A 12759-nucleotide genomic window follows, 5' to 3' on the forward strand; every position below is an offset into this window, starting at 1 on the left:
CACCCTTCATCCGATGACAAGCGTCATCAGATTAACGCATGGGCGCCTCCGACACGGTGAGATGGTCGATCAGTGATCCGACTCCGCGATGGCCACCAGGAACCGCGTCGACGCCGCGACCAGCACCCGCCGGTCGGTCGTGTACCCGTCGATCAGCCAGGCGGTGCCCGTCTGTCGGATGCCGCCGACAGCCGCCGTCGCGAGGACGCGGCGCTCGGCCTCGTCGACGGGAGCCTGCTGATCCGCCCGCATCTGCGACAGCAGCAGGTCGCCGAACCGGTTGAGGGTGTCGAGATAGAGCCGGTCGACCCGAGGGCTCACCCCGAGGACCTCGAGCCACACCACGCGCGCGAGCAACGGGTTCTCGGTCACGCCGAAGAACGCGTCGAGCCCGCGACTGGCCCGGACCACGGTCGTGGCATCCGGTGGCAGGGCGGCGAGTTCGTCGACGACGGCGGCCATCATCCGATCGACGCATTCGGCGTACACCGCGAGGAGCAGGTCCTCGAGACCCGGGAACTGCTCGTAGAAATAGCGATCGGCGACGCGGGCCTCGCGGCACAGACCCCGTACGGTCGCCGCGCGGAAACCCACCGAACCGAAGATCGACAGGCCCGCGTCGAGCAGTTGTCGCCGCCGACGTTCGTCCCGCGCCACCGGGCTCTCGCCCCCGTAGCTGCGGCCCCCCTCCCGAGCGATGGTCACCCTCACCCCTTCTTGTGATCGCCGAACGGCTCGTCTCGCTCCCGCACTGCCTGCTTGAATCCCGATGTCGCCGAACGCGTCTGGAACGCATAGCCCTCGCGCGTATGCCGCGACACGCCGTCGAAGACGGTGCTGATCATCGCCGAGGTGGCCACCCCCTGCGACAGCAGGGCGCTGTTGAGGGCGAGCTTGACCATCATCAACTGGTTGATCGGCATCGCGGCGATGCGGGCGACGTAGTCCTCCACCACCTCGTCGAGACGATCGGCCGGTGCCGATTCCACGGCGAGACCCCAGTCGAGCGCGGTCTTCCCGTCGATGCTGTCGCCGGTGAACAGCATCCGCTTGGCGCGCTGGTCGCCGATCCGGTGGGCCCACAGACCGGTGGACGGCACGCCCCACACCCGCACCGGCGGATAACCGATGCGGACGTCGTCGGCGGTGATGATCTGGTCGCAGTGCAGGGCGATGTCGGTGCCGCCCGCGATGCAGAACCCGTGCAGCTTCGCCACCACGGGTTTGTTCGCGTGCAGCAGGCTCGAGAAGCCTCGGCCGTTGCGGCTCATCATCGCGAAATCGACCATCGGGTCCCACTGACCGGCCGGGTTGTGGTTGGTCGCCTGCACCATCGGGTCGAGCACGGTGCCGTCGACACCCACCTCGTGCACCGACCTCCGCGACTCGTCGGCGCCCGGGTCCTGCCACCGCTCGGCGAACATGCCGAGGTCGTACCCGCCGCAGAAACCCTTGCCACGACCCGACAGCAGGATCACGTGGACGCGGGGATCGAGATCGGCGTGTTCGACGGCCGCCGCGATGTCGCGCGGGGTGTCGGAGGTGATCGCGTTCCCGTGCGCGGGCCGGTTGAAGGTGATCCGCGCGATGCGTCCGGTCACCTCGTAGGTCAGCGTCGGGTAGTCGAGCGTGTCCGGCGGGGTGCGGTCGCCCACCGCCGACACCGGTGGGCCCGAGGTCCAGTCGTCACGCCATCCGGCGGGCCGGTCGCCGCCCTGGGTCGGGGTCGTCAGGTTCGAGTCGTCGCTCATCGCCGCAACACTATCGGTGGCCTGACCGGCCCGGGCCCGTACCGCGCGGGTCTAGTGTCGACCCATGGCCGAGCTGGTGCAGGTGCGTCACGACGGTCCCGTGACCGTCATCGCGATCGACCGTCCCGAGGTGCGCAACGCGGTCGATCGTCCGACCGCCGAGGCCCTCGCGCAGGCGTGTCGCGACTTCGACGCCGACGACGACGCCGCGGTCGCGATCCTCCACGGACTCGGCGGCACCTTCTGTGCCGGTGCCGATCTCGGCGCCATCGCCGCGGGCGATCCCGAACGCATCAACCGGTTCGCACCCGACGGCGACGCCCCGATGGGGGTCTCCCGGATGCGTCTGGGCAAACCGGTGATCGCCGCCATCGAGGGATACGCCGTCGCCGGTGGCCTCGAGCTCGCCCTCTGGGCCGATCTGCGCGTGGCTGACGAGAACGCCACCCTGGGGGTCTTCTGCCGTCGGTGGGGGGTGCCGCTGATCGACGGCGGAACCGTCCGGCTGCCCCGCCTCATCGGCGAGAGCCGCGCGATGGACCTCATCCTCACCGGCCGCCCGGTCGACGCGACCGAGGCGCACGCGATCGGACTCGTCAACCGCGTCGCCCCCGCGGGAACCGCGCTGGAGGTCGCCATCGCCCTCGCGCACGACCTCGCCGCGTTCCCGCAGACCTGCCTGCGTGAGGACCGGATGTCGGTGCTCGAACAGGACGGCCTCAGCCTCGACCAGGCGCTGCTCAACGAGACCCGCCATGGCGCGACGTCGCTGGTGAACGGCACCGCGCAGGGTGCAGGGCGTTTCGTGTCCGGCGCGGGCCGCCACGGCACCTTCGAGTCCGGCACACCGTGACCTACCGGCGCGGTCAGTCGGCGGCGGTGTCGACGACCGTCGCGCGTCGGCGCGACCGGTAGCCGAGAACGGTCGGGACGCCGCCCAGCACCAGCAGCGTGATCAGTCCCGCGACGCCGGCCCACAGGAGCGACCGCGCGACCAACGGGGCGTTGTCGCGGGCCAGGATCACCTGCGTCTGCCGCGTCGACTCCGGCGGGGTGATCGCGGCGGTCGGACCCAGGTCGGCCTGCGCGGCACCGATGCGGCTGTCGATGGTCTTCAGGACGGTGGTCAGCTGGCCGAAGGTCTTGGTGAACGAGTTCGCCGCCTCGACCACCCGGGGGCGTGCGGAGGACAGCGTCGCGAAGCCCTCACTGAGCTGACCGGCCGACTGCCGCGCGGAGGAGATGCCCGCGTCGACGGTTCCCGCCGATGACCGCGCCGCCGGTCCCAGACCCGCCAACGCCCGACGCAATCCGGCGATCGCGTCGGTCTGTGACGTGAGATCACCGGTGGCCCTCTGCAGCGATCGCAGTGCGGGCAGACTGCTGCGCGCTCCCGGTATGGCGTTGGACTCGACCGCGGAGACGATGCGGTCGACGAGGTCGTCGATCGGCGCGGCGGCGTCGGACAACCGCGACACCTCTCCGAGTGCGTCGGCGGCCCGGGCCGTCAGCTGCGACACCTGCCCACCCGCCGCGGCCAACGACGGAGCCTGCTCGAGCGCCGTCACCAGCTGCTGCGATCCGCGTCCGGCGGTGTCGACCGCGTCGAAGATCTGCCCGACACCGTCGGTCAGCGTGGTCACCGTCGCCGACCCGCCCGCGACGGCCGCGTTCAGGAAGCCGAACAGCAGCTTGGCCTCCGACAGCGAGTCGCGGGCGGACTGTACTTTCTCCGGTCGGGGGTCGGCGGCCTGTGGCGCCGCGATCGGTCGCGACGGTGCGCCCGCGGCGAACACCGCACCACCGACGATCACCGACACCGTCACCACACCGAGGAACACCGGGACCCATCGGGGCATGCGGGAGATCGTGGCTGACATGCCGTCAGCCTAGGTAGTCGCTCGACGGCGTCGTGGGCACTGCCGTCTGTGAACTCGCAGCATTTCCTCAGAAACGGTCGGCTCCGCGAGGTGGGGGCGTCGCGACACGGCCGCGACCCTGGCCGATCTCTCATGCATCGTCGCGCTCCGCGACGTGCGGGTTCGCTGCTCTGGCACCCTGGATACGGACATGACGTGTGAACGATGAGAGGGCGGTGGGCGTGAGTTCCGTCCTGGAGAAGTCGCGGGTACGCAGGCAGTCCGTCGACGGGCGTCGGCGGTTGCGGATCAGCGCCATCGAGGCGGCCGAGGCCGCGGCGCTCGCCGATGTGGCCGCCGCGATCTGCGTGCTCAGCCGGGTGCTGCCGATCGCGGGGGCCGCGATCCTCGTCTCGTCGATCCCGTTCGCCGTCCTCGGCATCCGGCGACGCCTGTCGGTGTGCATCCTCGCCGGGATCACCGGATGGATCGTGGCGCTGCTCTTCGGTGGATACGGCACGGCGAACATGGTGGCCGCTGCCGCGTTGTCGGGGTGCTTCGCGGGCATCGCGATCCGGCGCCTCTGGTCGCCGCCGACCGTCGTCGCCGGGGCGATCCTCGGACTCGGGGTCCCGTCGGCGGCGCTGACCACCGCGGGCCTCGCGGTCTTCTCGAGCTACCGCGAGTTCATCTTCGACAACATCCGCAACAGCGTCGGCGGCGCGGCGCGACTGATCGGCAACGCCGGCGCCACCCAGGTCGAGCAGATCGACCGCGCGGTGGTGAGCGCTCTGCGGGCCTGGCCGATCACCATCCCCGTCGCGACACTTCTCGGCGTCGTGTTCACCGCGCTGTTCACCTACCTGTTCGTCAAGCGCCCGGCGCAGTCGCTGGCACGTCGTCTCGGTCCGCCCTCGACCGATGTGCTGGTGGAGGAGACCGGCCGCATCGCGCCGGTCCCGATGGAACTGCGCGATGTGTCGGTCACCCACCCCGGGGCCACCACCCCGACCGTGTGGGGGATGAACGCCGACATCGCCCCCGGTCGTCTCACCGCTGTAGCCGGACGCAACGGGGCGGGTAAATCGACTCTCGCCCGGGTCATCTCGGGCCGCGCCCCCACCACCGGTGTCGTGAACCGTGCGGGCAATCCCGGCCTCGGCGCGCCCGGCGGCACCGCTGTCATCGGGCAACGCCCCGAGACCGGTGTGCTCGGTCTGCAGGTCGGCGACGACCTCGCCTGGGGTGATCCCATGATGACCCCCGAACGCGCGCGGGCGCTGCTGGACCGCGTGGGTCTCGATGTCGCGCTCGACGCCGAGACCTCCCGACTGTCCGGGGGACAACTGCAACGTCTCGCGATCGCCGGGGCCCTCGCCCGCGATCCGCAGTTGCTGGTGAGCGACGAGAGCACCGCGATGATCGACGGCCCGGGTCGTGAGGCGTTGATGACCACCTACCGCCGACTCGCCGACGGTGGCACCGCGGTGGTGCACGTGACCCACGACCCGCGCGAGATCGCCGCCGCCGACGCGACGATCATCGTCCCCGGTGGCGACACCGAACCCGCGACACCGCCTGTGGGCAACCGCCGCAACTGGATTCGCGGCGGGCGGCTCGATGTCCGCGGTCTGCGGTTCGCCCACGACAGCGGCACCCCGTGGCACCGCGCGGTCCTCGCCGACATCGACATGACCATCGCGCCGGGGCAGACCGTGCTGGTGACCGGCGCCAACGGTGCGGGCAAGTCCACGCTGGCCCGCCTGCTCGCCGGGATCGAGAAGCCCGACGCCGGCGAGGTGCATCTCGACGGTGAGCCGGTTCTCAACAACCGCGACGGCGCACTGTTCGGCCACCAGTACGCACGACTGTCCCTGGTGCGCTCCCGTGTCCGCGACGACATCTGCGACGCCGCCGGTGTCGACCGCTCCAACGGCCGTCTGGTGTGGGAGTCGTTGCGCGAGTTGGGTCTCGATCCGTCGGTGGTGGCCGAGATGCGCGTCGATCACCTCAGTGTCGGGCAGCAGCGGCGGGTCGCGCTGGCCGGACTCCTCGCCGCACGCCCCCGGGTCCTGGTGCTCGACGAGCCGCTCGCCGGACTCGACGACGCGTCGCGGATCGCCATGGTCGCGGCCCTGCAACGGGTGCGCGCATCGGGCACCACGCTCGTCATCGTCACCCACGACCTGAACGAACTACGCGCCATCGCCGACCGCGCGATCGACGTGGCGGTCCTCCCGCCGCGACCGCCGACGATCGAGAAGCGTCCCTCGCGGGCGTCGATGGCCGGTGTCGTGGGACGTGTTCTGCCCCGGTCGTCGCCGGCGCATCGATTGTGGGTGGGCAGCAAGGTGTTCGCCATCGTCGCGACGGCCTTGATGTTCGCGATCGATCCGGGCTGGATCACCGTCGGCGCCTCGGTGCTCATCGCCGCGGCATGGACACTCGCCGGTCGCATCCCGGTCGCCGCCCTGCCGCGGCTGCCGTGGTGGATCTTCGCGCTCATGGGGCTGGGTGGTTTCGTGACCGCGATGGGCGGTGGCAAGCCGTTCGTGACGGTGTTCGACGTCCGGCTCGGGCTCGGTGGCGCGAGCACCTGGGCCGTGCTCATCTCGATCACGATCGTGTCGTTCTATCTGTCGCTGGTCTTCTGCTGGACCACGCCGATGGCCGAGGTGCCCGCGTTCGGGCAGCGGGTCGTCGGGTGGGCGCGACGGGTGGGCATCCCGCTGCAGCCCGTCGCGGTCGCGGTGACCGTTGCGCTCCGTCTGCTGCCGTTCATGATCTCCGACTTCCGGGTGCTGCTGCAGACCGTCGGGCAGCGTCGTACGCCCGGGAAGCGGTCGGCCCAGCAGCGGGTCGAACAGTGGTCGGCCTGCATGCCCATCGCGTGCTCGTTGGCGGTGCAGAATGCGCGCGAGGTGGCGACCGCGATGGACAACCGCGGCGGGATCGGGTCGGTCGCCCGCCCCGATCGTCGCCCGGGGATCACCGACCTCGTCGCCATCGTCTTCGTCGCCGCCGTGGTGGTCGCGGCGATCGTCGTAGGCTGAGAACACCAGCTGCGCCGCTATTGACGGTTCGTCAATAAGGGCGTTATTGTCGATCAGTCAATAAGCGTCCGGTGGGCTCGTCAGCCGGATCGGCTCCGATGCGGAGAGGATCATCATGACCCAGGCAGGCACGTCCGAGACCAGGTCGGAATCAGCAGTCGAGTTCCGTGACGTGCTGATCGTCGGTGCAGGACTCTCGGGCATCGACGCCGCGTACCGGCTGCAGGAACGCAACCCCGGCCTGAGCTACGCGATCCTCGAGCGCCGCCAGGCGATCGGCGGCACCTGGGACCTTTTCCGGTATCCCGGCGTCCGCTCCGACAGCGACATCTACACGCTGAGCTACCCGTTCCGTCCGTGGGACGGGGAGAAGTCCATCGCCGACGGGGACGACATCCGGCAGTACCTCGTCGACGCCGCCGCGGAGTACGGCATCGACGAGAAGATCCGCTACGGCGTCCACGTGCTCTCGGCGGACTTCGACACCACGGTCGACCGCTGGACGGTGGAGACCGAGATCGACGGCAAGCCCGTCACCTACCAGGCACGCTTCTTCCACCTGTGCACCGGCTATTACGACTACGACGGCGGCTACACCCCCGATTTCGCGGGCATCGACCGCTTCGGCGGGCAGGTCGTGCACCCGCAGAAGTGGCCTGAGGATCTCGACTACGCCGGCAAGAAGGTGGTCGTGATCGGCAGCGGCGCCACGGCGATCACGTTGATCCCCAGCATGTCCCGCGACGCCGAGCACGTGACGATGCTGCAGCGCTCACCCACCTACATCACGGTGCTGCCCTCGGTCGACAAGATCGCGCACGCACTGCAGAAGCGACTGCCCGCCCCGCTGGCGAGCAAGATCATCCGCGGCAAGAACGCGGGTATCTCGCTGGCGTTCTACCTCTACTGCCGTCGCTTCCCCGACTCGGCGCGCGCACGGCTGCGCGGGTTGGCCAAGCGCATCCTTCCCGACGATTTCGACGTCGACACCCACTTCAACCCGACCTACAACCCGTGGGATCAGCGCCTGTGCGTCGTCCCCGACGCAGATCTGTTCCGCGCCATCAAGTCCGGCAAGGCCGGGATCGTCACCGACACCATCGACAGCTTCGACGAGACCGGTATCCGCCTCTCGTCGGGCGACCACCTCGACGCCGACGTCGTCGTCACCGCGACCGGTCTGCAGTTGCAGGTGTTCGGCGGGATCAGCCTGGCCGTCGACGGTGAGAAGGTGACGCCCGGTGAGCGTTTCCTCTACCGCGGCCGCATGCTCGAGGGCGTCCCGAACTTCGCGTGGACGTTCGGCTACACCAACGCGTCGTGGACGCTGCGCGCCGACCTCACGTCCAAGGCCGTCGCGGATCTGTTGCACTACATGGACTCCCACGGCTACACCCACGCCTATCCCGACCGGGGCGGCAAGGAACTGCCCGACGTGCCGATGGTGGACCTGTCGAGCGGCTACGTCGCACGGTCGGCGGGCGCCCTGCCCAAGGCCAGCGCCGACAAGCCGTGGACGGTCCGCGCGAACGTGGTGCTCGACGCGATCGACGCCAAGCGCGACAAGATCACCGAGTCGATGACGTTCGGACGCGCGCCGAAGTCCGCCCCGCAGCGCGACGCCGTCCACAGCTGACCGCTGCTGAGATCGTCCCCCTGGCGGGGTGCCGAGGGCTATCTGCCCTCGGCGGGCTCTGAGGGGGACGATCTCGGCCACGGCGGCGGCGGCGGGTAAATCGGTGGCGGCCGCGTCGCCGAAACGGGCATCCTGGACCGTGTGAGCGTGGCCGAGACGTCGACCGGCGCCGAGCGATCGCGGTTGCCGCGTGCCCTGGCGCCGTTGGCCCGTACCCAATATCGCCTGCTCGCGATGGGTCTCGTACTGGCGACGTTCGCCGATGGCATCTGGACCGTCGGTGTCGTCTGGCAGGTCATCGCCCTCGGCGGCGGACCCGGTGCGCTGTCGGCGATCACCACACTGGCCGCGATCGGGATGGTCGTGTCCACGCTGTTCGGTGGCGTGCTCGCCGACCGGATGTCACAGCGCAGCATCCTCATCGCGCTCGAGGTGGTCAAGCTGGTCGCCATCGGCGGCGTCGGACTGCTGGGGGTCACCGGGAACCTCGGTGTCGGTGCACTCGCCGTCGTCGGGCTGATCGGCGGCATCACCACCGGCATCTACTACCCGGCGTACTCGGCGTTGGTGCCGCGCGTGGTGCCGCCGGCGGAACTGCTCGCGGTCAACGGGTTCGAGGGCACCCTGCGTCCGGTCATCTTCCAGGCCGCGGGCCCGGCACTCGCCGGCGGACTGATCGCGATGTCCGCACCTCCCGCGGCGATCCTCGGGTCGGCCGTGGCGAGCGCACTGTCGGCGGTCTTCTACGTGCGGATGCGACCGGTGGTCGTCGAGCGTGTGACCGACGATCGACATCCGGTGCGCCGCACCATCGCCGAGATCGCCGAGGGCTTCGGCTACATGTGGCGCACACCGTGGCTGCTTGCCACGTTGTTGTTCGCGCTGATCCTGGTGATGATGACCGCCGGCCCGCTGGAGGTGTTGGTCCCGTTCGCGATCAAGGACCGCGCCGGTGGTGACGCCGGCTCGCACGCCATGGTGCTGGCGGCCTTCGGTGTCGGAGGCGCGCTGGGTTCGCTGTTCATGGCGTCGCGACCCATGCCGCGTCGCTATCTGACGATCATGTTCGCCGTGTGGGGCCTCAGCGGGCTCCCGTTGATCGCCTTCGCCTTCGCCGACCACGTCGCGATGTTCGTGGTGGCCGCCTTCGTCATGGGCATCACCTTCGACGCGCCGATGGTGCTGTGGGGGACGCTCCTCCAACGGCGCGTGCCACCGGCGATGCTGGGTCGTGTCTCGAGCCTCGACTTCTTCGTCTCGGTCGCCTTCATGCCCGTGTCGATGGCGGTGGCCGCACCTGTCGCGGGCGCCGTCGGTCTCACCACGACGTTCCTCCTGGCCGCGGTCATCCCCGTCCCGATCGCCGTGATCGCCTACGCCGCAGCCCGACTCGCCCACGACGAGATCGCGCATCCGTTGCGCGAGACGGGGGCGACGTCACACGAGGAAGTCGCGACCGGCAGTGACGATGAGGTCGGTCAGCTCCGCGATCAGTGGTGAGTTGACCGTCCAGTGCTGCCAGTACAACTCGATGTCGACATGGTCGTCGGAGAGCACGACGACGGTGCCGGCGGCGAGGGCGTCGGCGATCTGCGCCTGCGGCACCGTGCCCCACCCGGCGCCGAGTTCGACGGCACGGTGGTATTCCGTTGACGCCGGGATGTACGTGGTCGGCGGCGACAGCGGTGTGCGCGTGTGGCGTCGGATGAGGGCGGCCATGATCGTGTCCTTGCGGTCGAAGGCCACCATCGGCGCTCGCGCGAGGTCGCGCACGTTCAGCCCGTCCGGGAACCACGTCCGGGCGAAGTCGGCGCCCGCCACCGGGAGGTAGCGCGTCGCACCGAGACGCCGTTCGGTGCATCCCCGGATCGGGGTGGGATCGGAGGTGAGGGCGCCCAGCACCTGTCCCGACCGCAGGTACTCGGTGTTGTGGCTCTCGTCGTCGCGCATCACCTCGATGGCGACGTCGAACCGGTTCTGCATGTCCACGATCACCGGCAGCAACCAGATGGCGAGCGAGTCGGCGTTGCTCGCGATGGGCAGGTGCACCCGTGGACGGTCGCGAGGGTCGTCCGGTTCGTGCTCGGCGGCGCCGGTCAGCTCGGCGAAGGCGCTGGAGGTCAACAGATCCCACTGCTTGGCGAGGCGGAGCAGCACCTCGCCGTCGGTGGTCGCGACGCACGGTTTGCTGCGCCGCACCACGACCCGTCCGACGTCGGACTCGAGTGCCTTGATCCGCTGACTGACCGCCGACGGCGTCACGTGCAGGGCGCGAGCGGCGGCATCGAAGGTGCCCTCGCGCACCACCGCGGCCAGGGTCGCGAGGCCGTCACTCGTGATCATGAAGTGATTCTAATGATTCGTCAAAATCATTCGCTGGATTGATGGTGGGTCCGTCATTAGCGTCGTCGGCATGAACCCACTGCCCATCGCACTGACCGGACTCGCCACCGGTGCCGGCCTGATCATCGCGATCGGTCCGCAGAACGTCATGGTGCTGCGCAACGGTGTCGCACGGACCCACGTAGTCCCCATCGTCGCGGTGTGCGCGGTCTCCGATCTGGTCCTGATCCTCGCGGGTGTGGTCGGCCTCGGCGCCGTCGTCTCCGGGCACCCGGGCATCGTGACCGTGGCGACGGTGCTCGGCGCCGGCTACGTGATCGTGTTGGGACTCATGGCCGCTCGTCGCAGCCTGGCGCCGACGGCCATCGCGAGCGGGGAGGTCACCTCCCGCGCGGGCAGCCGGTCCCGATGGGCTGCCGTCGGTGCCGCACTCGCTCTCACGTGGCTCAACCCGCACGTCTACCTCGACACCGTGCTGACCCTCGGGGCGATCGCCAACAGCCACGGCCCCGAGGGGAAGTGGGCGTTCGCGATCGGCGCGGGCGCGGCCAGCATCCTGTGGTTCTGCGCCCTGGGATTCGCCGCGGGCAAGCTGGCTCCGCTGTTCACCAGGCCCCGCGCCTGGCAGATCCTCGACGCGTTCGTCGCCGTCGTGATGCTGGCCGTCGGGGCGACGCTGCTCGCGTCGCTGTGACACCTCAGCGCGGGGCGAGGTCCACGATGATCGATCGTGCGATCTCGGCGACCACGGTGCGATCGGTCGTGATGCACCACCGGTAGTCGCCCGTGCCGGGTCGTCCCGGTCCGTCGATCGCCGTCGCGATGACCGCGACCGCATGACCTGCGGCGATCACCGCCACGGCGAACGTGTCATCGGGTGCGGTGTCCGGGGTGAGCGGTCCGAGGACGCCCGGCTGCGGCGCACGGCCGAGCCCCGGACCGGTGAGGCCGACCAGGAGCTGTCGTCGGGCCAGGTCGCGGTAGCGCGCAGCGATCTCCGCGGAGATGTGACGCGCACCCTGCAGGGCGGCGACCACACAACCCGGCGTGGTCTCTTCCAGCGCGGCGTTCTCGACCGCGTCGCACATCGACAACACGTCGGCCAGGGAACCGACCGCGGTGGGCACCCGATCGGAGATGGCACGCAGGGGATCGACGCGACCCCGTGTCGTGTCGACCAGGCGGGGTCGCGGCCCCACCAGCGGTGCCACATCCGACAGCGGTCCCGGACGGCCGTACCGGAATCCCTGGCCGAGGGTCGCGCCCAGTTGTTCGGCGCACCGCTCATGTGCGGAGGTCTCCACCCCCTCGGCGATGATCGCGACATCGTGACGGCGCGCGTACTCGCCGGCGATGGTGATGGCGAGGGCGGTCTCGATGGTCGACTCGTCCATGTGGGTGAGCCCACGGTCGAACTTCACCACGTCGGGGGCGATGACATCGAGAAGGGCGAGACCGTCGACCCGCGCGCCGATGTCGTCGAGCGCGATGCCGTACCCGGACCTCCGTGACTGTTCCACCGTGCGGAGAACGGTCGACGGATCGCTGAGCAGGGTGCGCTCGGTCAGTTCGAGCACGATCTGGATGCCCGACTCCTCGACGTCGGCCAGCAACCGGTCGTCCTGCCACGGTGGCGGCGAGGCCAGGGTGTCCGGTTCGACGTTCATGAACAGGTACTGGCTGCGGTCCATCTCGTCGACCACGGCGGTCTCGAAGGCGCGTCGTCGACACCACCAGTCCAGCCGGGCGACCTCACCGAGTGTGCGGGCGACGTCGAACGCCTCGACCGGGTTGACCCCGGGTGACTCGGGCCACCGGGCCAGCGCCTCGAACCCGATGACGTCACGGCTGTCGAGCCGGACGATGGGCTGGAAGACCGGCGCCACCCGCGAAGGGTGGTCCAGGATGTGTGTGATCCCGCGTCTGATCGGCGCCAACGAACACCTCGTCCACTTCTGCGAATCGACCGTGGACATGTCGAATCGGATTCTCGCATCGCATGAGAAGTGCTGATCGCGCTGGTAGTTCCCCCCACCACCGCGGCACCGCCCCCCCGAGGCCTGTCGTGCGAAAAGCTTAACGCACACCCCAAACACGCTGTGGTGCCGTGAAGAGCC

Annotated in this window: 10 protein-coding genes; 5 read left to right on the forward strand and 5 right to left on the reverse strand. The window is 69.8% G+C overall.

All coding sequences use genetic code 11. The features are described from left to right. Positions 1-69: 69 nt before the first annotated feature. Both TU34_RS23820 and TU34_RS01485 read right to left on the reverse strand, forming a co-directional pair. Complete coding sequence (locus TU34_RS23820; protein WP_052688595.1) at positions 70-705, reverse strand: TetR/AcrR family transcriptional regulator; 636 nt, start codon at positions 703-705, stop codon at positions 70-72. 2 nt (positions 706-707) lie between these two features. Beyond that, the gene (locus TU34_RS01485; RefSeq protein WP_045821069.1) at positions 708-1751 is read right to left on the reverse strand and encodes a crotonase/enoyl-CoA hydratase family protein; all 1044 of its coding nucleotides are present in this window, start codon (positions 1749-1751) and stop codon (positions 708-710) included. Positions 1752-1815: 64 nt separating this feature from the next. Between TU34_RS01485 and TU34_RS01490 the strand changes: the two genes are divergently transcribed. Further along, a complete protein-coding gene (locus tag TU34_RS01490) occupies positions 1816-2604 on the forward strand; it encodes a crotonase/enoyl-CoA hydratase family protein (protein ID WP_045821070.1) in 789 nt (262 codons plus the stop codon). Between the two features lie 13 nt (positions 2605-2617). Here the strand turns inward: TU34_RS01490 and TU34_RS01495 are convergent, their stop codons facing one another. Beyond that, a complete protein-coding gene (locus tag TU34_RS01495) occupies positions 2618-3631 on the reverse strand; it encodes a hypothetical protein (protein WP_045821071.1) in 1014 nt (337 codons plus the stop codon). A 221-nt stretch (positions 3632-3852) separates the two neighbouring features. Here TU34_RS01495 and TU34_RS01500 point away from each other — a divergent pair, with 221 nt between their 5' ends. The 3 genes from TU34_RS01500 to TU34_RS01510 all read left to right on the forward strand — a co-directional run bounded on the left by TU34_RS01500 (position 3853) and on the right by TU34_RS01510 (position 9799). Then, the gene (locus TU34_RS01500) at positions 3853-6663 is read left to right on the forward strand and encodes an ATP-binding cassette domain-containing protein (protein ID WP_238981120.1); all 2811 of its coding nucleotides are present in this window, start codon (positions 3853-3855) and stop codon (positions 6661-6663) included. A gap of 115 nt (positions 6664-6778) precedes the next feature. Next, positions 6779-8299 carry a flavin-containing monooxygenase gene (locus tag TU34_RS01505; RefSeq protein ID WP_045821072.1) on the forward strand — a complete coding sequence of 507 codons (1521 nt, stop codon included), beginning with the start codon at positions 6779-6781 and terminating at the stop codon, positions 8297-8299. A 147-nt stretch (positions 8300-8446) separates the two neighbouring features. Next, positions 8447-9799 (forward strand): MFS transporter, encoded by a 1353-nt coding sequence (locus tag TU34_RS01510; protein WP_275041718.1) that lies wholly within the window; start codon positions 8447-8449, stop codon positions 9797-9799. Here the strand turns inward: TU34_RS01510 and TU34_RS01515 are convergent. Continuing rightward, positions 9737-10642 carry a LysR family transcriptional regulator ArgP gene (locus tag TU34_RS01515; protein ID WP_045821073.1) on the reverse strand — a complete coding sequence of 302 codons (906 nt, stop codon included), beginning with the start codon at positions 10640-10642 and terminating at the stop codon, positions 9737-9739. The two genes, TU34_RS01510 and TU34_RS01515, sit on opposite strands and share 63 nt — an antisense overlap. Positions 10643-10712: 70 nt before the next feature. Here TU34_RS01515 and TU34_RS01520 point away from each other — a divergent pair, with 70 nt between their 5' ends. Continuing rightward, on the forward strand, positions 10713-11336 hold the full coding sequence (locus TU34_RS01520) for a LysE/ArgO family amino acid transporter (RefSeq protein ID WP_045821074.1): 624 nt from the start codon (positions 10713-10715) through the stop codon (positions 11334-11336). A 4-nt stretch (positions 11337-11340) separates the two neighbouring features. Here TU34_RS01520 and TU34_RS01525 read toward each other — a convergent pair whose 3' ends face one another. Continuing rightward, positions 11341-12528, reverse strand: a complete 1188-nt coding sequence (locus TU34_RS01525) for a sensor domain-containing phosphodiesterase (RefSeq protein ID WP_045821075.1) — start codon at positions 12526-12528, stop codon at positions 11341-11343. Positions 12529-12759: the final 231 nt, after the last annotated feature.

This window comes from Williamsia herbipolensis (assembly GCF_000964005.1).
In the GTDB taxonomy this organism is placed as follows: domain Bacteria; phylum Actinomycetota; class Actinomycetes; order Mycobacteriales; family Mycobacteriaceae; genus Williamsia_A; species Williamsia_A herbipolensis.